The organism is Bacillus massilinigeriensis (assembly GCF_900111815.1).
Taxonomy (GTDB): domain Bacteria; phylum Bacillota; class Bacilli; order Bacillales; family Cytobacillaceae; genus Mesobacillus_C; species Mesobacillus_C mediterraneensis.
On sequence record NZ_LT630004.1, the window covers coordinates 1092347 to 1113395 of the forward strand.

At 43.1% G+C, this 21049-nt stretch carries 18 protein-coding genes; 17 read left to right on the forward strand and 1 reads right to left on the reverse strand.

Annotation, left to right across the window (positions count from 1 at the left end):
* Positions 1 to 97 precede the first annotated feature (97 nt).
* From BQ5796_RS05860 to BQ5796_RS05905, 10 genes are all read left to right on the forward strand, one after another.
* The gene (locus BQ5796_RS05860) at positions 98 to 1042 is read left to right on the forward strand and encodes an aspartate carbamoyltransferase catalytic subunit (protein ID WP_071459381.1); all 945 of its coding nucleotides are present in this window, start codon (positions 98 to 100) and stop codon (positions 1040 to 1042) included.
* On the forward strand, positions 1005 to 2288 hold the full coding sequence (locus BQ5796_RS05865) for a dihydroorotase (RefSeq protein WP_071459382.1): 1284 nt from the start codon (positions 1005 to 1007) through the stop codon (positions 2286 to 2288). The genes BQ5796_RS05860 and BQ5796_RS05865 overlap by 38 nt, the downstream gene beginning before the upstream one ends.
* Positions 2285 to 3379, forward strand: a complete 1095-nt coding sequence (locus tag BQ5796_RS05870; protein WP_071459383.1) for a carbamoyl phosphate synthase small subunit — start codon at positions 2285 to 2287, stop codon at positions 3377 to 3379. The genes BQ5796_RS05865 and BQ5796_RS05870 overlap by 4 nt, the downstream gene beginning before the upstream one ends.
* Positions 3366 to 6584, forward strand: coding sequence for a carbamoyl-phosphate synthase large subunit (gene carB, locus BQ5796_RS05875; protein WP_071459384.1), 3219 nt, complete (start codon positions 3366 to 3368; stop codon positions 6582 to 6584). Before BQ5796_RS05870 ends, carB begins: the two co-directional genes overlap by 14 nt.
* Positions 6584 to 7363, forward strand: a complete 780-nt coding sequence (locus BQ5796_RS05880; protein ID WP_071459385.1) for a dihydroorotate dehydrogenase electron transfer subunit — start codon at positions 6584 to 6586, stop codon at positions 7361 to 7363. The genes carB and BQ5796_RS05880 overlap by 1 nt, the downstream gene beginning before the upstream one ends.
* Positions 7360 to 8301, forward strand: coding sequence for a dihydroorotate dehydrogenase (locus BQ5796_RS05885; RefSeq protein ID WP_071459386.1), 942 nt, complete (start codon positions 7360 to 7362; stop codon positions 8299 to 8301). Before BQ5796_RS05880 ends, BQ5796_RS05885 begins: the two co-directional genes overlap by 4 nt.
* Complete coding sequence (gene pyrF / locus BQ5796_RS05890; protein ID WP_074033910.1) at positions 8273 to 8980, forward strand: orotidine-5'-phosphate decarboxylase; 708 nt, start codon at positions 8273 to 8275, stop codon at positions 8978 to 8980. Before BQ5796_RS05885 ends, pyrF begins: the two co-directional genes overlap by 29 nt.
* Before the next feature lie 5 nt (positions 8981 to 8985).
* A complete protein-coding gene (gene pyrE / locus BQ5796_RS05895) occupies positions 8986 to 9618 on the forward strand; it encodes an orotate phosphoribosyltransferase (RefSeq protein WP_071459387.1) in 633 nt (210 codons plus the stop codon).
* A 223-nt stretch (positions 9619 to 9841) separates the two neighbouring features.
* The gene (locus BQ5796_RS05900) at positions 9842 to 10039 is read left to right on the forward strand and encodes a helix-turn-helix transcriptional regulator (protein WP_071459388.1); all 198 of its coding nucleotides are present in this window, start codon (positions 9842 to 9844) and stop codon (positions 10037 to 10039) included.
* The gene (locus BQ5796_RS05905) at positions 10039 to 10500 is read left to right on the forward strand and encodes a hypothetical protein (protein ID WP_071459389.1); all 462 of its coding nucleotides are present in this window, start codon (positions 10039 to 10041) and stop codon (positions 10498 to 10500) included. Before BQ5796_RS05900 ends, BQ5796_RS05905 begins: the two co-directional genes overlap by 1 nt.
* Before the next feature lie 73 nt (positions 10501 to 10573).
* Here BQ5796_RS05905 and BQ5796_RS05910 read toward each other — a convergent pair whose 3' ends face one another.
* Positions 10574 to 12283, reverse strand: coding sequence for an Rqc2 family fibronectin-binding protein (locus BQ5796_RS05910; RefSeq protein WP_071459390.1), 1710 nt, complete (start codon positions 12281 to 12283; stop codon positions 10574 to 10576).
* Positions 12284 to 12404: 121 nt separating this feature from the next.
* On the opposite strand from BQ5796_RS05910, the gene BQ5796_RS05915 reads away from it, so the two are divergent.
* The 7 genes from BQ5796_RS05915 (at position 12405) to priA (ending at position 21029) form a co-directional block, all read left to right on the forward strand.
* On the forward strand, positions 12405 to 15092 hold the full coding sequence (locus tag BQ5796_RS05915) for a calcium-translocating P-type ATPase, SERCA-type (protein ID WP_071459391.1): 2688 nt from the start codon (positions 12405 to 12407) through the stop codon (positions 15090 to 15092).
* Between the two features lie 89 nt (positions 15093 to 15181).
* Positions 15182 to 16057 (forward strand): YicC/YloC family endoribonuclease, encoded by an 876-nt coding sequence (locus tag BQ5796_RS05920; protein WP_071459392.1) that lies wholly within the window; start codon positions 15182 to 15184, stop codon positions 16055 to 16057.
* Between the two features lie 55 nt (positions 16058 to 16112).
* On the forward strand, positions 16113 to 16376 hold the full coding sequence (gene remA, locus BQ5796_RS05925; RefSeq protein WP_071459393.1) for an extracellular matrix/biofilm regulator RemA: 264 nt from the start codon (positions 16113 to 16115) through the stop codon (positions 16374 to 16376).
* Between the two features lie 10 nt (positions 16377 to 16386).
* Complete coding sequence (gmk, locus tag BQ5796_RS05930) at positions 16387 to 17001, forward strand: guanylate kinase (RefSeq protein WP_071459394.1); 615 nt, start codon at positions 16387 to 16389, stop codon at positions 16999 to 17001.
* 1 nt (position 17002) lies between these two features.
* Positions 17003 to 17215: a DNA-directed RNA polymerase subunit omega gene (rpoZ, locus tag BQ5796_RS05935; RefSeq protein ID WP_071459395.1), complete on the forward strand. Its 213-nt coding sequence runs from the start codon at positions 17003 to 17005 to the stop codon at positions 17213 to 17215.
* A 191-nt stretch (positions 17216 to 17406) separates the two neighbouring features.
* Positions 17407 to 18618 carry a bifunctional phosphopantothenoylcysteine decarboxylase/phosphopantothenate--cysteine ligase CoaBC gene (gene coaBC, locus BQ5796_RS05940; protein WP_071459396.1) on the forward strand — a complete coding sequence of 404 codons (1212 nt, stop codon included), beginning with the start codon at positions 17407 to 17409 and terminating at the stop codon, positions 18616 to 18618.
* Positions 18615 to 21029 carry a primosomal protein N' gene (priA, locus tag BQ5796_RS05945; protein ID WP_071459397.1) on the forward strand — a complete coding sequence of 805 codons (2415 nt, stop codon included), beginning with the start codon at positions 18615 to 18617 and terminating at the stop codon, positions 21027 to 21029. Before coaBC ends, priA begins: the two co-directional genes overlap by 4 nt.
* The last annotated feature ends 20 nt before the right edge of the window (positions 21030 to 21049 follow it).

Sequence of the window (21049 nt, forward strand, 5' to 3'; positions counted from 1 at the left end):
CCTTCCCATACTCCTAGGATCAACCGCACCCTTGAATTTCTCAAGGGTGCTTTTTTTATAGAAAAAACGAACAAATTTAAACTTGGGAGGAATTTACATGAAAAAAGATCTTTTAACAACAACTTTGCTAACACTTGAGGAAGTACATAATATTCTTGACAGCGCACAGCAGTTCGCGGAAGGTGCAGAATGGAAACCGAGACAGCAAAAATTTGTGGCTAACCTGTTCTTTGAAGCAAGTACAAGAACAAAATCCAGTTTTGAAGCTGCGGAAAGAAGGCTTGGACTTGATATCATTCCATTTGAAGTTCAAACATCAAGCGTCGTTAAAGGGGAGACGCTTTATGATACAGTGAAGACACTCGAAGCAATCGGTGTTCATGCAGTAGTAATAAGACATAGTGCAGATAACTATTTTGACGAGCTCGCAACAGGAATATCCATTCCAATCCTAAATGGAGGAGACGGATGTGGACACCATCCTACACAATCCCTTCTGGACCTGCTGACAATCCGTCAAGAATTCGGCAGCTTTAAAGGATTGAATATTGCCATCATCGGTGATACACTGCACAGCCGTGTTGCAAGATCGAATGCGGATCTCCTGACAAGACTAGGTGCAAACGTCGTTTTCTCAGGACCTGAGGAATGGTTTGATAAAGACAGAATGCCGGAGGGCAGCCGCTTCGTGCAGGTAGACGAAGCAATTGTCGACGCGGATGTAGTAATGTTACTGCGCATCCAGCATGAGAGACATGATGGAAGTGAGAAATTCGATCCGAAGGAATACCATGCCAAGTACGGACTGACAGTGGAACGTGAAGCGAAAATGAAGCCTGGAAGCATCATCATGCATCCTGCACCAATAAACCGTGGGGTCGAAATTGCAGATTGCCTTGTAGAAGTTGATCGTTCAAGAATATTTAAACAGATGGAAAACGGTGTGTATGTACGAATGGCTGTTCTAAAACGCGCGTTGGAAAATGAAGAAAGGGGTGTCGGTTATGTCGCTTTTGATCAAAAAGTGCCTGTTGCAAACTAAAGAGGGCTGGACAAAAACAGATATTCTAATTGAAGCTGGCGTGATTGTAGCAATCGAAAAAGATATTAATCAACAAGATGCTAAGGTTATCGACGCAGATGGTAAATACCTCGCACCTGGTTTTGTTGATTTGCATGTACACCTTCGTGAACCAGGCGGTGAAAAAAAGGAAACAATCGCAACAGGGACAATGGCAGCAGCAAGAGGTGGTTTTACCACCATTGCTGCAATGCCTAATACCAGACCGGTACCTGACAGTGTTGAACAGCTTGCAGCACTAAATAACAAGATAAAAGAAAGTGCAACAGTAAGGGTGCTCCCATATGCGGCGATTACAGAAAGACAGTTGGGGTCAAACCTGACAGACTTCAGGGGATTGAAGGGGGCAGGTGCCTTTGCCTTCACAGATGATGGCGTTGGCGTACAATCTGCAGGGATGATGCTTGAGGCAATGAAGCGAGCTGCATCAATTGGCTGTGCAGTTGTGGCGCATTGCGAAGATAATACCCTTATTAATAAGGGTGCATTACATGAAGGAAGAAAGTCCAAGGAATTAAGGATAAATGGAATACCTTCTGTTTGTGAGTCAGTCCATATAGCAAGGGATATCCTTTTGGCTGAGGCAGCAGGCTGTCACTATCATGTTTGCCACATCAGTACAAAGGAATCTGTCAGGGTGGTTAGAGACGCAAAACGTGCTGGTTTAAACGTGACAGCTGAAGTAACTCCACATCACTTGTTGCTCTCAGAAGATGATATTCCTGGCGATGACGCCAATTATAAAATGAATCCTCCACTTAGGAGTAATGAAGACAAGGAAGCGTTGATCGAAGGTTTGCTGGATGGGACAATAGATTTCATTGCAACAGATCATGCTCCTCACACTGCATCGGAAAAAGCGGAGGGGATTGAGCTAGCACCATTTGGAATCGTCGGGCTAGAAACAGCCTTTCCATTGCTGTATACCCACTTTGTAAAGACAGGGATTCTCACTCTTGAAAGATTGCTTGATTTAATGACAATCAAACCTTCCGAAGCTTTCGGTCTTCCTTATGGGAAAATCGGAGTAGGAGGTCCAGCGGATCTTGTTCTCCTTGACTTGGAGCAAGAAGAGGAGATCGACCCAGGCACATTCCTATCAAAAGGAAGGAATACTCCATTCGGCGGATGGAAATGCAGTGGTTGGCCTGTTTTGACAATTGCTGAAGGTAAAATTGCGTGGGCGAAAGGAATGGTGACAGCATGAAAAGACAGCTTATTTTAGAAGATGGAACAATTTTTCTTGGTGAGGGCTTTGGGAGTGAGGTTTCAAAGCTGGGTGAAATCGTATTCAATACAGGAATGACTGGCTACCAGGAAATCTTGTCGGATCCTTCATATTGCGGTCAGATTGTTACTTTGACCTACCCTCTGATCGGCAATTATGGGATCAACCATGATGACTTTGAATCAATTAATCCTGCTGTCTCAGCACTAGTAGTGAAAGAAGTTGCAGAGTTCCCATCTAACTGGCGCTGCGGCCTTTCACTCGATGAATATCTTTTGAAGAAGGGTATACCTGGAATTTCAGGAATAGATACGAGGAAACTGACGAAAATCATTCGGACATATGGAACCCTTAAAGCTGCTGTATGCAGTGCTGAGGAAAACCCAAAGGATGTGCTTGCAAGGCTTGCTGCATCAAATTTAAGAAACGATCAGGTAAAGCAAGTATCCACAAAGTCTGCATACCCAAGCCCAGGTAGAGGAAGAAGGATCGTCATTGTCGATTTCGGAATGAAACACGGAATACTGAGGGAGTTAAACGATAGGAATTGTGACTGCATTGTTGTACCGTATAATGTAACGGCAGAGGAAATCATGAATCTTGACCCTGATGGCATCATGCTTTCGAATGGTCCTGGGGATCCAAAAGATGTACCAGAAGCAATCGAAATGATCAAAGGGATAATAGGAAAGGTTCCACTTTTTGGTATCTGTCTTGGCCATCAGCTTTTTGCATTAGCTTCAGGCGCGGATACTGTAAAAATGAAATTTGGCCACAGGGGATCCAACCATCCTGTTAAAGATTTAAAGTCAGGAAAAGTTGCCATTACAGCTCAGAACCATGGTTATACAGTTGATGGTGCCTCCATTGCAGGAACTGATCTGGAGGTAACACATTTAGCCCTTAACGACGGCAGTATAGAAGGACTTTCACATAAAACAGCACCTGCTTTTACAGTGCAATATCACCCTGAGGCATCTCCTGGCCCTGAAGATGCTGCAGGTTTGTTTGACAGATTTCTAGAGATGGTTGAAACTGAAAGGGAGGAAGCAGATTATGCCAAAGCGTGATGATATACATAGCATTCTCGTTATCGGTTCAGGACCAATCGTGATTGGACAGGCGGCTGAGTTCGATTATGCAGGGACACAGGCTTGTATTGCACTAAAAGAAGAAGGATATCGTGTTATTCTTGTCAATTCCAATCCGGCAACAATCATGACAGACACAGAGATGGCAGATGTTGTATACATAGAGCCGCTGACAATTGAGTTTGTCAGCAGGATCATTCGAAAAGAAAGACCTGATGCAATTCTTCCCACATTAGGGGGCCAAACTGGGCTTAACTTAGCAGTGGAACTGGCTAATTCAGGAATATTGGATGAGTGCGGCGTCAAGATTCTGGGAACTAAGCTTTCCGCAATCGAGCAGGCGGAGGACAGAGAGTTATTCCGAAGTCTGATGAATGAGCTGGGGGAGCCTGTTCCTGATAGTGAAATCATTCATTCATTGGGGGAAGCAAACGCATTTGTTGAGAGGGTTGGATTCCCGGTCATTGTTCGCCCGGCTTTTACCCTCGGAGGAACCGGTGGTGGAATATGCACCGATCAAAAAGAGCTTGAAGAAATTGTTGCGGGCGGTCTAAAGAGCAGCCCTGTGAATCAATGTCTCTTGGAAAAAAGCATCGCAGGCTTTAAGGAAATAGAATATGAAGTGATGAGGGATGCGAATGACAACAGCATCGTAGTCTGCAACATGGAGAATTTTGACCCTGTTGGAATCCATACAGGTGATTCAATTGTTGTTGCTCCAAGCCAGACACTCAGCGATAGAGAATATCAGCTGCTGCGAAATGCATCGCTAAAAATCATTCGTGCTCTTAAAATTGAAGGTGGCTGCAATGTTCAGCTAGCACTTGATCCTGATAGTTTCCGTTACTATGTGATCGAGGTTAATCCACGCGTAAGCAGATCATCTGCACTTGCATCGAAGGCTACCGGCTATCCAATTGCCAAGCTTGCAGCGAAAATAGCAGTGGGGCTTACACTCGATGAAATGATGAATCCAGTAACAGGTAAAACATATGCATGTTTTGAGCCTGCTCTTGATTATATCGTAACGAAAATTCCTAGGTGGCCATTTGATAAATTCGAGTCTGCCAATCGAACGCTTGGAACTCAAATGAAGGCAACTGGTGAGGTCATGGCAATAGGAAGAAGCTTCGAGGAGTCTATCCAAAAAGCAATTAGATCGCTGGAAGCAGGTGTATACAGCCTTTTCCTTCCAAATATTGAGCAGGTTGAGGGAACAGTGCTTGAGAAAAGAATCAAAAAAGCAGGGGACGAGCGTTTATTTTATCTTGCAGAAGCGATTCGGAGGGGCACAAGTATCGAGGTGCTGCATGAATGGAGTAAAATCGACCTGTTCTTCCTAAAGAAATTGGAAAAAATCATCCATTTTGAACTCTCGCTTGAGAACAAGCGTTTTGATCCAGACACTGCATTAGAAGCTAAAAAATTAGGATTCTCAGATAAGAGAATAGCGGAGATTTGGAATAGCGAAGAAAAAGATGTGCGCAAATGGAGAACAAGCTGCGGAATACGTCCTGTTTACAAGATGGTTGATACATGTGCGGCAGAGTTTGAATCAGGGACTCCTTACTTCTATAGTACATATGAAGAGGAGAATGAATCTTTAAGGACGGAGCGTGAAAGCGTCGTGGTCCTTGGTTCTGGTCCAATAAGAATCGGACAGGGTATAGAATTCGATTATGCGACGGTTCACTGCGTGAAGGCAATCAAGGAAGCGGGTTATGAAGCGATTATTATCAACAGTAATCCTGAAACTGTTTCTACTGACTTCAGCATCTCTGATAAGCTATATTTTGAACCACTTACCATTGAAGACGTTATGAATGTCATTGATTTAGAAAAGCCAAAAGGTGTTATCGTCCAATTTGGAGGTCAGACGGCAATCAATCTAGCTAACAAGCTACAGGAGAACGGTGTATACATTCTTGGCACTTCCCTTGAAGCAATGGACATGGCAGAAGATCGCGATAAATTTGAATACTGCATGAAAAACCTCGAGATTCCTCAGCCGGAAGGAAGCACGGCGATGTCAGTTGAAGAGGCTGTAGCAATTGCAGCCAAAATCGGCTATCCTGTTCTAGTAAGACCGTCTTATGTCCTGGGCGGAAGAGCAATGGAAATTGTCGAAAAAGAGGAAGAACTCATTCATTATATGAAAAATGCGGTTAAAATCAATCCTGAACATCCCGTCTTAATAGACCGCTACTTAACAGGGAATGAAATTGAAGTAGACGCCATTTCAGATGGGGAAACGGTGCTTATCCCAGGAATCATGGAACATATTGAGAGAGCAGGTGTCCATTCCGGCGATTCAATTGCGGTTTACCCTCCGCAAAATCTGTCTGAAGAAATACTGAAAAAACTTGTTGATTACACAATCAAACTTGCGAAAGGATTAGAGATTAAAGGTCTCTTGAACATACAGTTCGTCATTGCAAACGGTGAAGTCTATGTGTTAGAGGTCAACCCTCGATCAAGTAGGACAGTTCCTTTCTTAAGCAAGATCACCAATATTCCAATGGCGAAAATTGCGGCAAAAGTTATACTTGGCCAAAAATTAGCCGAGCAAGGTTATGGAACAGGTCTTGTACAAGCAAAAGAAGGTGTGTATGTGAAAGTTCCGGTTTTCTCCTTTGCCAAGCTTCATGAAGTGGATATTACGCTTGGACCTGAAATGAAATCAACAGGGGAAGTCATGGGAAAAGACCATACAATCGAGAAGGCTCTTTACAAGGGATTGATCGCAGCAGGAATGAAAATAAAGGATTACGGAACCGTATTGCTAACAGTTGCAGACAAAGATAAAGATGAAGCCATGTTGCTTGCAAGGCGGTTTGCAAATATTGGCTATAATATTGTTTCTACAGGAGGAACAGCTAAGTATCTGGAGAATGCTAACATTAAGGTGAAGGCAGTCAGTAAGATTGGAAGCGGCGATTATGATGTTCTTGATGTCATTAGAAGCGGTGAAGCTCAGATGGTGATCAACACGCTTACAAGAGGGAAGCAGCCAGAGAGAGATGGGTTCCGAATCAGGAGAGAAAGTGTCGAGAACGGAATCCCATGTTTGACATCTCTAGATACAGCGGAAGCTATTTTAAGAGTAATCGAATCGATGACGTTCTCAGCAGAAGCAATGGACCATGCAAAAGCAACGAAAAAGAAGGAGATGGCATTCAGGTAATGATAAAAGACTTGTGCACAGTAATCAGCGTAAGGGAAATTGCCGACAGCATACATGAGATGGTATTGGAAGGCAGGTTGGCTGATGAAATTGAAAAACCTGGCCAATTTGTCCACATAAGAGTTGGGGCAGGAATAGACCCGCTGCTAAGACGTCCAATCAGCATAGCGGCGGTTGATGGGGCAAATAGCAGGTTCACCATCATTTTCAGAAGCGGAGGACGGGGAACCGACCTCCTTGCCGGCAAGAAACCTGGTGAGACGCTGGATGTGCTGGGTCCTTTAGGAAACGGATTTTCAACCAGTATGCTGAAAGCCGGTGATACTGCCCTCTTGGTCGGAGGGGGAATTGGTGTCCCTCCAATGTACGGATTAGGACAAAAACTTCGTGTAAAGGGAGTAAGGGTCGTAAGTGTACTGGGGTTCCAGACGGAACGCTCCGTCTTTTACCAAGAGGAATTCCACACTCTTGGTGAATCGTATATTGCAACAGTGGATGGAACGTTTGGAAGAAAAGGGTTTGTTACAGACATACTGACTGAAATTGGTCTGGATGCCGATGTACTCTACGCATGTGGTCCTACCCCAATGCTGCGCGCTTTGGAAGCAGGCTGTTATACGCCTGAAACATACCTCTCATTGGAAGAAAGAATGGGCTGCGGAATTGGTGCATGCTTTGCCTGTGTTTGCCGCACGGCTGATAGTCAAGAAGACGGAAAGGGCTATAAAAAAGTTTGCAGTGATGGGCCTGTGTTTAAGGCAGGGGAGGTGCTAATATGAATAGGCTTGAGGTAGAACTTCCTGGATTAATGCTGAAAAACCCTATTATGCCTGCATCAGGCTGCTTCGGTTTTGGACGTGAATTCAGCAAACTATATGATATTGAAACGTTAGGTGCTATCATGATCAAGGCAGCGACTCCCGAGCCTAGATTTGGTAATCCAACTCCAAGGGTGGCAGAGACACCTGGAGGGATGTTGAATGCAATTGGCCTTCAAAATCCTGGAGTGGAAAAAATAATGATGGAAGAATTGCCATGGCTCGACCAATTCGATGTTCCGATCATCGCGAATATTGCAGGGTCGACCACAGAAGATTATGTATTTGCCGCAGAAAAGTTGTCATGTGCATCGAACGTTCATGCGCTTGAACTGAATATTTCATGTCCAAATGTGAAAACAGGCGGAATTGCATTTGGAACAAATCCAGAAGTAGCGATGGAACTGACGAGCAGAGTAAAAGAAGTTTCAAAGGTTCCTGTGTACGTGAAGCTGAGCCCAAATGTAACAAGCATTGTGGACATTGCGCAGGCGGTAGAAGCAGGCGGTGCCGATGGACTTACCATGATCAATACATTGCTCGGAATGAGAATTGATTTACAGGGCGCAAAACCAGTGCTTGCAAATGGCACCGGAGGATTATCAGGACCAGCAATAAAGCCTGTGGCAATCCGGATGGTATATGAAGTCAGCCAAAAGGTTTCTATACCAATCATTGGAATGGGCGGAATCTCCTCGGCAGAAGATGCAATGGAATTTATTTATGCTGGTGCTAGTGCAGTTGCAGTAGGAACACATAATTTTGTGGATCCATTTGCCTGTCCTGCCATAATTAGTGAGCTGCCTAAGCTTATGGATCGCCTAGGTCATGATAGAATTATAGATGCAATAGGAAGGAGTTGGAAAAGCAGTGAATCATTCACCTATCATTGCACTTGATTTCTCGGGAAAACAGGAAATGCTTCACTTCCTTCAACATTTCGCCGACGAAAAATTGTTCGTTAAAATTGGCATGGAACTTTTCTACAAAGAAGGCCCCTCTATTATCAGCATCTTAAAAGAACAGGGGCACGATGTGTTCCTTGATCTTAAGCTCCATGACATTCCAAACACTGTCATGAAAGCAATGAAAAATTTGGCATATATGGGTTGTGACCTTGTCAATGTCCAAGCAGCAGGAGGCAGCCAAATGATGGAAGCCGCTATCGAAGGCCTCGAAGCAGGGACAAGCGTAGGACAACAGCGTCCTTTATGTATTTCGGTAACACAGCTGACAAGTACGACAGAAGAGCAGATGAAAGAGGAGCAACTAATCAGCACGAGTCTTGAACAATCTGTCCTTCATTATGCGGAAATTTCTAAGAATGCAGGGCTTGACGGAGTTGTATGCTCCGTAAATGAAGCAGCTGCTATTGCAGGAAGGTTGGGAAGTGACTTTCTCACAGTTTGCCCGGGAATTCGTCCAACGGGTTCGGCTATTGGAGATCAAAAGAGAGTAGCGACACCAGGGGAAGCCAGAAAAGAGGGTGTATCTGCGATTGTGGTAGGCAGACCAATCACTATGGCAAGCGACCCGCTTCAAAGCTATAACAAGATAAAACTTGAGTGGGAAGGATGAACGGGATGAAAAAGGAAATAGCAGGAAAACTACTGGATATAAAGGCAGTTACTTTAAATATTGAAGAACCTTATAAATGGTCATCAGGACTCCGTTCTCCTATATATTGTGATAATCGCCTGACACTTTCCTATCCACAAGTGCGAAAGTCAATTGCAGCAGGACTTGTCCAGCTTGTTAAAAAGCACTATCCTGAAGCAGACCTGATTGCAGGGACTGCAACAGCTGGTATCCCTCATGCTGCTTGGGTGAGCGATCTGCTCGATCTTCCTATGTGCTATGTTCGTTCAAAGGCGAAATCGCATGGGCAGGGAAATCAAATCGAAGGCAGTGTTCAAGCGGGAATGAAGGCTGTGGTAATCGAGGATTTGATTTCAACAGGCACAAGCGCCATAAATGCAGCAGAAGCGTTGAAGGAAGCTGGATGCGAGGTCCTCGGAATCTTATCTATCTTCACATATGAGCTTGAGAAAGCAGATGAAATGCTGAAAGAAGCGGATATGGTTTCTTACAGTTTGACGAATTTCACTGTTCTATCCGAGCTTGCTATGGAGAGAGGCTATGTAGCACAAGCTGATTTTACCAGGCTGATGGAATGGAAAAAAGATCCGAAAAGCTGGGGGTTGCTTTACAGTTAAGAATGAGGTTGTCTCAAAAGGTTGAAGTTATCAACCCTTTGGGCAACCTTTTTTTTCGTATATGCATGTTCATACAGTTTTGGAAGTGTTGTTAATTCAAATATTCTCGAAAATTTACTTTAATCAATAAAATTATTGCCAGAAAAAATTGCCTTCTTTGCATACTAGATGTAATATATAAATTGCATGTGCAAAGTATATATTACATGAGTAGGGTAGGATAATGAAAAATAATGTGAAAATAACTCGATTAAAAACTTCAATGACCCAAGAGAAATTAGCGAGAAAAGTGGGTGTCACCAGACAGACAATTGGACTTATAGAGAAAGGAGAATATAATCCAAGTCTTCAACTCTGCGTTGCCATAGCAAAAGAACTCAATAAAACTTTAGATGATTTATTCTGGGAGGTAGAGGTTTAATGAATTCCTGGTTATCTTTTTTATTACCAGATGATGAATATCGGGAGAAAAAGACTTTATATTTTTTATCTGAAGGCTCTATTATTCTATTATTATTTTTAAGCGGTGTATTCATTATTAACAGGTATATCCCAAGGCTTCAGATTGATTTAGAATTTTCGATATTCATAGCTATCTGGATCTTTATAGGTTACGTTTTCTTAAGATATATCATTTCAGGTATGGAGTATACAGACATTTCTACGGATGGGACCTATAAAAGTAAATTAAAAGTTATCATTATTAAATCATGTGGATTTGTCATGATTTTTAACCTTGTATACTCAGTTTTTATACTACCTAACAGTATCAGTGAATGGTTTGAAATAATAGCTGTATCAATTATAGGTGGTTTAATCTTATTTTTATTGGATTATATTTCCTTAAAGAAGTCGTATAAAAAGAATAAAGTATTATTATAAACCAGGTGGGGAACCAAAACAAAAAGGAACTGCCCATAAGTGTGGTGATTAGAGACAGTCCCTTCTTTTTTTGTTATTTATGAGCTTTCAGACGTAGAACGATATCTTCTTCTGGTGTAATATAAAGTGTTTGTTGCTGGTCGTATGTGACAAACCCCGGCTTGCTGCCAGAAGGCTTCTTCACGTGGCGAATCTTTGTGTAATCTACCGGGACTGAACTGGAATGCCTTGCCTTGCTGAAGTATGCAGCAAGGCATGCTGCTTCAATAAGCGTTTCCCTGCTCGGTTCGCTGTTTCTGATGACAACATGGGAGCCTGGGATGTCTTTAGTATGGAGCCATATATCATCCCTTGCTGCAGCCTTGTTTGTTAAATAATCGTTTTGTTTATTATTTTTACCAACAAGGATTTCTGTTCCATCGGAAGAGGAGTATTTTTCTATGATGATTTTCTGTTGGTTGCGTTTGTTTCCTCTTTTTTGCCTTTTTCTTAAGTAGCCGCCTTCTGCAAGTTCCTCACGAATTTCCTCAATATCCCTTGTTGAAGCTGAATCAAGTTGCTGCTGTAGGGTTTCAAAATAATGTACCTCTTCATTAGCGATTCGGATCTGTTCCTCCACGATGGACAAAGCATTTTTAGCCTTTTGATACTTTGAAAAGTATTTTTGTGCATTCTCTGAAGGTGTTTTCAATGGGTCAAGCGGAATAACAATACTAGCTCCGTTTTCATCATAATAGTTGAGGACTTCTATTTCTTCCATTCCTTTTTTAGATAGATGGAGATTTGCTGTTAGTAATTCGCCAAAGAGCTGAAACCTGCTTGCATTTTTCGCTTCTGAAAGCGTCTTTTTTAGCTTGATGATTTTGTTTTCATTTTTCTCTTTTTCATTCGAAATGAATTTTTCCAGGTCGTTACCCTGTTGCTTTACCCTATCGCGCTCCGCTTTTCCAAAATAAAAGCGATCTAGCAGCTCTCCGGTAGAATTAAATTCCCTTGTTTCTCCCTTTAAGTGAAACAAAGGAAAGAGATGGAAGTTGACTTTTCCTTTGGCAGTCGTAATGGCTGGTTGATACTCGTGCTGATTCAATTTTTTCATCAATTCGCAAAAAGTCTTTGGCAAAGTTACTTTGTTCGCTATTTCTGACTTGAAGACAATTTCTTTTGCAACGAGCGGGGAGAGACCGGCAAAATGACTAACAAGCTGTTGGTCAAGCCTCCCTGCATTAAAATCCAGCTTGCGCAAGACATCTTCTTCTTTTGCTTCAAAAGGATTCACTTTATCTTGTTCAGGAGGCAGGATATATAGTTGACCCGGTTGAACTGCCCTGTGGGAATTTACAGCAAAGGAGATATGTTTGATGCTATCTAGAATCATATTCCTTTCCTTTTCGATTAGGACAATATTGCTGTGCCTGCCCATAATTTCAATGATGAGCTGTTTAAAGGAAAGGTCTCCGAGTTCATTTCTTCCTTTGATCTCAAACACGATAATGCGATCCATCCCTAGCTGATGGATATTCTCGATAATATGTCCTTCAAGATGTTTCCGCAAAAGCATACAGAACATCGGGGGGGTGTCTGGGTTATCATATTGTTCGTTTGTAAGCTGTACGCGGGCATAGCTGGGATGCGCCGAAAGCAGAATCTTATGGTTTGTCCCTTTAGCCCGCACTATGAGAATGATCTCATTTTTGTAAGGCTGATGTATTTTATTAATGCGGCCCCCAATTAAGCTCTTCAATTCATGGGTGACGGCTCTAGTGAATAATCCATCGAATGACATATTAAAACATCCTTTACAATAGGTTCTCCCTTTATATTAGCATTTTATTGGACAGGGCTGAATAAGCTTTCTTGAGAGCAGGACGAATGTTAGTAATTGGAGGAGGAAGCGTGATGGCACGATGAGATACCATGAATTGGACAAAGCCGAAGCTGCAAGCAGGCTTGGAAGTGATGTCAGCAAGGGTTTGACGGAAAAAGAAGTAAAGAAGAGACTGGAGAAACACGGGCCAAACATGCTGCAAGAGGATGAAAAACAGTCAGCTTTGCTATTATTTTTCAGCCAGTTTAAGGACTTTATGGTTCTTGTACTCTTGGCCGCAACGCTAGTTTCCGGCCTTCTAGGAGAAGTAGTGGATGCTGTCGCAATTATAACAATAGTGATTGTCAATGGATTTCTTGGATTTTTCCAGGAAAGAAAAGCAGAGAAATCCCTTGATGCGCTGAAGGAACTTTCGGCTCCGCAGGTTACGATACTGCGAAATGGCAAATGGGAAAAAGCACCTTCAAAAAATGTTGTTCCTGGAGATGTCATCAGGTTTACAGCGGGTGACCGAATCGGTGCGGATGTTAGAATTATCGAATCTGTCAGTCTCGAAATCGAGGAATCTGCACTAACAGGAGAATCACTGCCTGTCGCAAAAGTCACTGAACCGCTAAAAAAGGCAGACCCAGGAATAGGAGATATGGAGAACATGGCGTTCATGGGCACGATGGTTACCCGGGGTAACGGAATGGGTGTCGTTGTAGCAACAGGTATGAAGACAGCGATGGGGCGAATCGCAGATTTGCTTCAAAATGCAGAGAGCATGGATACGCCTCTTCAGCATCGTTTGGAGCAGCTAGGAAAAATTTTAATTACGGTAGCTCTTCTGTTAACGCTGCTCGTTGTAGGGGTTGGCATTCTCCAAGGACATGATCTTTACACCATGTTTCTTGCTGGTGTTTCTCTTGCAGTGGCAGCCATACCAGAGGGACTGCCGGCGATTGTTACAGTGGCCTTATCGCTTGGCGTACAGCGCATGATCAGGAAAAGAGCAATTGTTAGAAAGCTTCCTGCAGTGGAGACACTTGGCTGCGCTTCTGTCATTTGTTCCGATAAGACAGGAACGCTAACACAGAATAAAATGACTGTTACCCATGCTTGGAGCGGTGGGAAAACATGGATGATAGATGGCTCAGGGTACAAGCCGGAAGGCAGTTTTAGGCATGGTGATAACGAGGTGGATGTGGAGTCGGAGAAGGCGCTTGGGCAGCTTCTCACATTCGGTATGCTTTGTAACCATGCGGAAATAGGAGAAATCGATGGAGAATACTTCATTGAGGGTGACCCGACGGAGGGTGCCCTGCTTGTAGCAGCAATGAAAGCCGGCTGGCGACAGGAAGATTTGAAAAAACAATTTCAGGTTATTAGGGAGTTTCCATTTGACTCAAAAAGAAAAAGAATGAGCGTCGTGATTAAAGATAAAGTAGGGCGTAATTTTGTTGTGACAAAAGGGGCTCCCGATGTCCTCGCTGGTCTTTGTAAACAAATTCTATGGAATGACCGTCCGCAACCTTTAGGGAAGGATATGCAGGATAATGTCCAAGAAGCGGTAAACACATTGGCGGGTCAAGCATTAAGGACTATTGCCATCGCTTACAAGATGATTCCAGGAAACGGCGATATCAGTGAGCATGAAGCTGAGAGTGGGCTAACTTTTATTGGGCTGCAGGGCATGATCGATCCTCCTAGGCCGGAAGTAAAAGGTGCTGTCAAGGAATGTGAAGCTGCGGGAATACGGACAGTAATGATTACAGGAGATCATGTCATTACTGCAAAAGCGATCGCGGATCAGCTTGGCATCCTCAAAGCAGGTAACAAAGTTGTTGACGGAAGTGCGTTATCATCCATGGAAGTAGGAGAGCTGGAGGAAATCGTCGATGATGTTTCTGTCTTTGCACGAGTATCTCCTGAACACAAGCTGAAGATAGTAAAGGCTCTCCAGAATAAAGGGCATGTTGTAGCAATGACAGGCGATGGTGTAAATGACGCACCTGCAATAAAAGCGGCAGATATCGGAATATCAATGGGAATAACCGGTACGGATGTTACAAAAGAAGCATCTTCCCTCGTTCTTCTTGATGACAATTTCGCAACGATAAAGGCAGCAATTAAAGAGGGGCGCAATATTTATGAGAACATCCGGAAATTCATCCGTTATCTTCTTGCTTCCAATGTAGGGGAAATCCTAGTAATGCTTTTTGCCATGGTTCTAGCGCTTCCCTTGCCGCTCGTTCCAATTCAGATTCTCTGGGTCAATTTAGTAACAGATGGGCTTCCGGCAATGGCGCTAGGATTGGATCAGCCGGAAGATAATGTTATGAAGCGGGGACCGAGGAAGTCGAAAGAAGGGGTGTTTTCTCGAGGGCTTGGTTGGAAAGTTGTCTCAAGGGGGTTTCTCATCGGTCTGATGACATTAATTGCCTTTATCATTGTATACCGAAGAAATCCTAATGAACTAGTATATGCCCAGACTGTTGCGTTTGCTACCCTTGTATTAGCGCAGCTCATCCATGTGTTTGACTGTAGGAGTGAAAAGTCGGTCTTTTCCAGGAACCCTTTTGAAAATAAATATCTTGTTTGGGCAGTCATATCCTCGCTGATCATGGTCTTAGGAGTTATCTATATCCCAGCACTTCAGCCGATTTTCCACACCGTTCCGATTATAGGAAGAGATTGGCTGCTTATAGCAGGCTTATCCGCGATTCCTACTTTTTTACTTGCAGGAACATTTTTTGCAAGAAAAACGCAGAAAAGTATGGTATAATGCGTAAGGTGATAGGGATTCCCTATTGCCTTTCTTTTTTTCCCCGTTTGAGGGATTTTCGACTTTTTAACAGAATGGATGTGTCACCTATGGTTGTCAGCATGACTGGCTTTGGAAGAAGCAAAGCAGAATCGGGACGCTACAGTGTGACGGTCGAGGTGAAAACCGTCAATCACCGCTTTTGTGAGTTTCATATCCGGATGCCCCGCCAGCTACTGAAAGTAGAAGATAAGATAAAAAAGGAATTAAACAGGCATGTCAAGAGAGGAAGAGTCGAAGTTTTTATAACCCTTGAAGGGGAAGGAACTGTTAGCAGGAATGTGACAGTGGATTGGGGCCTTCTTGATGAATACTTCCGATACATACATGAAATCAAGGATAAATACCGACTTTCCGGTGAAATTACCGTTCAGGACTTTTCTGGCAGAGAAGAGCTTTTAAGGTTTGATGAAACGGATGAGGGAAATGAATTACTTGAACATCTCGTACTGAAAGCTTGTTCTGAAGCTGGTGAAAGCCTGCGCCAGATGAGGGAACAAGAAGGGGCTGCCCTTGAGAAGGACTTATCTAGCAATGTTGGCATGCTTGAAGAGCGAGTTGCGACTATTAGGGAATTGTCTTCCGGGGTGCTTGAAAAATACAGGGAGAGGCTTGGAAAACGAATGTCAGAGCTTATTGGAGGCCAGGCTGATGAAGCGAGGATTCTCCAAGAAGTCGCATTTTTTGCCGACAAATCTGATATTAGTGAAGAGCTATTAAGGCTTGAGAGCCACGCTACTCAATTTTTTAAAACATTGCAGCTTGCCGAACCGATAGGAAGAAAACTTGATTTCCTAGTCCAGGAAATGAATAGGGAAGCCAACACGATCGGTTCCAAGGCAAATGACGCTGGGATTGCAATGGAAGTTGTAGAAGTGAAAAGCCTCCTCGAAAAGGTCAAGGAGCAAGTCCAAAACATTGAATAGTGTTTAAAAAGCCTCCCGAGGGGCGAAAATAATAAAATGTCAGCGAGGGACCAGGATGTCCATTAAGCTAATCAATATCGGTTTTGGCAACATCGTTTCTGCCAACCGAATCATTTCAATTGTCAGCCCGGAATCGGCGCCGATTAAAAGGATCATCCAGGATGCACGCGACCGTGGCTCTCTGATTGATGCCACCTATGGCAGGCGGACGAGGGCGGTCATTGTCATGGACAGTGACCACGTGATCCTATCGGCTGTTCAGCCTGAGACAGTTGCACACAGGCTGAACAACCGTGATGATATAATAGAGGAAGGGTAGGATTATCAGAATGCAGGAAAAAGGATTGCTAATTGTCCTTTCAGGCCCATCGGGTGTCGGGAAAGGAACCGTGCGGAAGGAGATTTTCTCACAGCCTGATACGAAATTCGAGTATTCAGTCTCCGCTACAACTCGTCTGCCACGTGATGGCGAGGTCCATGGGGTGGACTACTTTTTCAAAACAAGGGAAGAATTTGAAAAGATGATTGAGGAAGATCGTCTGCTCGAATATGCCGAATACGTTGGGAACTATTACGGAACGCCGGTTGAATATGTACAAAAAACGCTTGATGCAGGGATAGATGTCTTCCTGGAAATCGAGGTGCAGGGAGCAGGCCAGGTACGAAGCAAGTTTCCAGAAGGCCTTTTTATCTTCCTTGCTCCACCCAGTTTATCCGAATTGGAAAACCGTATTGTAACAAGGGGAACGGAATCGGAAGAAATTGTAAAAAGCAGGATGTCGGCAGCACGCGAAGAAATCGAGATGATGGAACTTTACGATTATGTTGTTGAGAATGACCGGGTTGAATTAGCCTGCGAGCGAATTAAATCCATTGTTGTGGCGGAACACTGCCGCAGGGAAAGAGTGCAATACCGATATAAAAAAATGCTGGAGGTAGATTAATATGCTATACCCTTCTATAGATTCTTTGCTTGATAAGATTGACAGCAAGTACTCTCTAGTTTCCGTGGCGGCAAAAAGAGCGCGGAACATGCAGGTGAAGCATGACAAGCAGCTTGACAAATATGTTTCTCATAAGTTTGTTGGTAAATCTTTAGAGGAAATTTATGCAGATAAGCTGCATTATAAAAATGTGGGACCGAGCGATTCAGAGTAAGGGAAACAAGATGACAACCCATCAAGGGTTGTTATTTTTTATGCAGTGATATTTTCTCGCTAGAAATGAATAGACACATTAGTTTGTATGAGGACTAGAATGGAATTTTGGGTAATCAGAAATAGATGAAAAAATATTTTCTTTGAAGCATAATGGAAATAAAATGATGAGAAGTAATGGGGGTAAGTGCAATGCTGAAAGGGAAGAAGATTTTACTTTGTGTTACAGGTGGAATAGCTGTTTACAAGGCTGCAGCTCTTACAAGTAAACTTACGCAGGCAGGAGCTATTGTGAAAGTCATGCTTAGCGAATCTGCCACCAAGTTTGTCACACCATTGACCTTTCAATCTCTTTCGAGGAACGAAGTATATACAGATACTTTTGATGAAAAGGACCCAGCCAAGATTGCTCATATTAATCTTGCGGATTGGGCAGATTTGATTCTTGTGGCACCTGCAACAGCAAATACAATTGGAAAGCTTGCAAACGGGATAGCAGATAATATGATCGTGACAACGTTGCTTGCTGCAACTGCTCCAGTCTGGATTGCACCGGCGATGAACGTTCATATGTATGCACACCCCTCGGTTGGAAGAAATATGGAAACGTTAAAAGGGTATGGCTATACTTTCATAGAACCTGGAGAAGGTTATCTTGCTTGTGGTTATGTAGGAAAAGGCAGGATGGAGGAACCTGAGAATATTGTTCAAATATTATCATCCTCTTTTTCAACTGAAAACAAAGCGCTCGCTGGGAAGAAAATCATCGTAACAGCTGGTCCAACAAGGGAAAAAATCGATCCGGTGCGCTTTCTGACGAATCGTTCGACCGGAAAGATGGGTTATGCGATTGCGTTAGAGGCAGCCAAAATGGGAGCAGATGTAACCCTTATCTCAGGACCAGTTCACCTCAATCCTCCGAACGGGGTAAAAACAATAATGGTTGAAAGTGCGGAAGAGATGTTTGAAATGGTAGTATCAAGGTTTGAAAGCAGTGATATTGTTATAAAAACTGCTGCTGTCGCGGATTACCGCCCTAAATATGTTCATTTAAATAAAATGAAGAAACAGCAAGGGGAAGCAATGATTGAGCTTGAGCGGACGAAGGATATTCTTTTAGAGCTTGGGAAGAGAAAGTCAAGCCAACTATTGATTGGATTTGCAGCCGAAACGGATAAGGTAGAAGAATATGCTAAGGGAAAACTGGCCAAGAAAAATGCCGATTTCATTGTTGCGAACAATGTTACGAAAGACGGTGCAGGATTCGGAACAGAAACCAATATTGTAACTATCTTTAAAAGAAATGGAGATTCAGTGGAATTGCCGATCATGACGAAGCAAGATGTTGCACGCTGTCTTCTGGAGGAAATTAGCCGTGAGCTTGAGAAGGATGATAGGAAATGAGCATTGCTAGTGTCATTGTGGATGTTCCGGCAAAGCAAACAGACAAGTCTTTCGACTACTTGATACCTGCCCATTTGGAAGGATATATCCAACCCGGCATGCGAGTGAAGGTACCATTTGGACCGAGGCATGTCCAAGGATTTGTCGTTGCTATTAAGGAAGATTCAGATTGGAAACAATTAAAAAAGATAAGTGAAACACTTGATCTGACCCCCGTCCTTAACAAAGAACTGCTAGATTTAGGGGACTGGCTGACGGAAAGAACGTTATGTTATAAAATCTCCGCTTTCCAAGCAATGCTGCCTGCGGCTTTAAAGGCTAAGTATGAAAAAAAGCTCGTTCTGGCAAAAGGAGTCGAGCCTTATGAACTTCAAGAATCATTAAGCATGCTGTTCATGGGAAAAAGCGAAGTAAGGTGGGAGGAATCAAACCTGAAGCCAATTCTTCCGAAAATCTTAAAGGAAGTATCGGAGGGAAGAATTGAGGTTATATATGAAGTAAAAGATAAAGTTAGGAAGAAGAAAGTAAAATATGTTTTGCCTGCACAAGGAAATGAAGTGCTTCAAGCGGAAAAAGAAAATGTAGGAAACAGGGCGAAAGGACAAGCAGCGTTACTGGACTTTTTTCTTCAAGCTCCTCTGCCAATCGAACGCAAAAATTTGACAGGAATTCTTGGATTTTCACCTTCAGCAGTGAAGGCGCTTGTCGACAAAGGGATGCTGAAAGAAAAAATGGTCGAAGTATACAGGGATCCTTTGAAGGATCGTATTTTTAAGAAAAAGGAAGCTTTGCAGTTAACTGTTTTACAGCAGCAAGCAATTCAGCCTATTCTTTCTTCCATTCATGAAGCTAGGCATGAAACTTTCTTGCTCTATGGTATAACCGGGAGCGGGAAGACAGAAATTTATTTGCAATCGATTCAGAAAGTACTAGATCAGGGTAAGGAAGCGATTGTCCTCGTTCCCGAAATTTCTTTAACACCTCAGATGGTGACAAGGTTTAAAGAAAGGTTTGGAGAACTCGTAGCAGTGATGCACAGCGGACTTTCCGCGGGAGAAAAGTATGATGAATGGAGAAAAATTCAACGTCAGGAAGTAAAGGTAGTTGTTGGAGCCCGTTCTGCAGTTTTTGCACCTTTTCAAAATGTCGGTATTATCATTATTGATGAAGAACACGAAACAAGCTATAAACAGGAAGATAATCCAAGATATCATGCGAGGGATGTGGCAATCAAGAGGGCGGAGACCCACAGGTGTCCTGTTGTTTTGGGAAGCGCAACTCCTTCACTCGAATCCTTCGCGCGTGCACAAAAAGAGGTCTATACACTCCTTAAGCTCTCTAAGAGATTAAACGATCAGCCGCTTCCACCTGTCGACATCGTGGATATGAGAGAAGAATTAAGAGAAGGAAACAGATCAATGTTTTCGAGAAATCTTTTTGAGAAGCTTCAGGACAGGCTGGAAAAGGGAGAACAAACGGTATTGTTCTTGAACAGGAGGGGTCACTCTTCTTTCGTCATGTGCAGGGACTGCGGTTATGTTGCTAATTGTCCTCATTGTGAAATCACCCTTACCTACCACCGTTATAATGACAGCATGAAATGTCATTATTGTGGGTATGAAGAGGGGGTTCCGATTGTTTGCCCTGAATGCGGAAGTGAGCATATACGTTACTTTGGAACTGGAACACAAAAGGTAGAAGAAGAAATTGCCAAGCTGCTGCCTCAGGCAAGGGTTATACGCATGGATGTAGATACGACCGGAAGGAAGGGCGCTCATGAAAAGCTTCTGACTGAATTTCAGGAAGGCAAGGCAGATATTCTTTTAGGAACGCAAATGATCGCCAAAGGACTCGACTTTCCTAATATCACGTTAGTTGGTGTCTTAAGCGCTGATACAATGTTGCATTTGCCTGATTTTCGATCTTCTGAGAAAACCTTCCAGCTTCTTACACAGGTAAGCGGAAGGGCAGGGAGGCATAAACTCCCAGGGGAAGTGGTGATTCAAACATACACACCTGAGCATTATAGCATCGTATTAGCAGGACAACAGGATTATGACGCATTTTACCAGCAAGAAATGATATCTCGAAAAATACATCAATATCCGCCCTTTTATTATATTTCTCTTGTAACGGTTAGTCATCCTGAATTGATGAAGGCTGTTTCTGTCACCGAAAAGATAACTGCAAGAATCATATCGAAATTATCTGGAGAAGCGGTGGTTCTTGGCCCTGCGGCATCACCTATCCCCAGGATCAATGATAGATATCGCTATCAATGTTTGATAAAATACAAAAGGGAGCCCGAACTCGAAAGTATACTTAAATCCATACTGGGGCACTATCAACAGGAAGCTGCGTCGGGACAGCTGCAAATATCTGTGGATATGAACCCTTATATACTTATGTAGAAGTATAGTGTATCTTTAGA

Excerpts from the sequence above, each read along its gene's own strand:
- BQ5796_RS05860 (WP_071459381.1), top strand. The coding sequence starts at position 98 with ATGAAAAAAGATCTTTTAACAACAACTTTGCTAACACTTGAGGAAGTA.
- BQ5796_RS05865 (WP_071459382.1), top strand. The coding sequence starts at position 1,005 with ATGTCGCTTTTGATCAAAAAGTGCCTGTTGCAAACTAAAGAGGGCTGG.
- BQ5796_RS05870 (WP_071459383.1), top strand. The coding sequence starts at position 2,285 with ATGAAAAGACAGCTTATTTTAGAAGATGGAACAATTTTTCTTGGTGAG.
- carB (WP_071459384.1), top strand. The coding sequence starts at position 3,366 with ATGCCAAAGCGTGATGATATACATAGCATTCTCGTTATCGGTTCAGGA.
- BQ5796_RS05880 (WP_071459385.1), top strand. The coding sequence starts at position 6,584 with ATGATAAAAGACTTGTGCACAGTAATCAGCGTAAGGGAAATTGCCGAC.
- BQ5796_RS05885 (WP_071459386.1), top strand. The coding sequence starts at position 7,360 with ATGAATAGGCTTGAGGTAGAACTTCCTGGATTAATGCTGAAAAACCCT.
- pyrE (WP_071459387.1), top strand. The coding sequence starts at position 8,986 with ATGAAAAAGGAAATAGCAGGAAAACTACTGGATATAAAGGCAGTTACT.
- BQ5796_RS05900 (WP_071459388.1), top strand. The coding sequence starts at position 9,842 with ATGAAAAATAATGTGAAAATAACTCGATTAAAAACTTCAATGACCCAA.
- BQ5796_RS05905 (WP_071459389.1), top strand. The coding sequence starts at position 10,039 with ATGAATTCCTGGTTATCTTTTTTATTACCAGATGATGAATATCGGGAG.
- BQ5796_RS05910 (WP_071459390.1), bottom strand. The coding sequence starts at position 12,283 with ATGTCATTCGATGGATTATTCACTAGAGCCGTCACCCATGAATTGAAG.
- BQ5796_RS05915 (WP_071459391.1), top strand. The coding sequence starts at position 12,405 with ATGAGATACCATGAATTGGACAAAGCCGAAGCTGCAAGCAGGCTTGGA.
- BQ5796_RS05920 (WP_071459392.1), top strand. The coding sequence starts at position 15,182 with ATGGTTGTCAGCATGACTGGCTTTGGAAGAAGCAAAGCAGAATCGGGA.
- remA (WP_071459393.1), top strand. The coding sequence starts at position 16,113 with ATGTCCATTAAGCTAATCAATATCGGTTTTGGCAACATCGTTTCTGCC.
- gmk (WP_071459394.1), top strand. The coding sequence starts at position 16,387 with ATGCAGGAAAAAGGATTGCTAATTGTCCTTTCAGGCCCATCGGGTGTC.
- rpoZ (WP_071459395.1), top strand. The coding sequence starts at position 17,003 with ATGCTATACCCTTCTATAGATTCTTTGCTTGATAAGATTGACAGCAAG.
- coaBC (WP_071459396.1), top strand. The coding sequence starts at position 17,407 with ATGCTGAAAGGGAAGAAGATTTTACTTTGTGTTACAGGTGGAATAGCT.
- priA (WP_071459397.1), top strand. The coding sequence starts at position 18,615 with ATGAGCATTGCTAGTGTCATTGTGGATGTTCCGGCAAAGCAAACAGAC.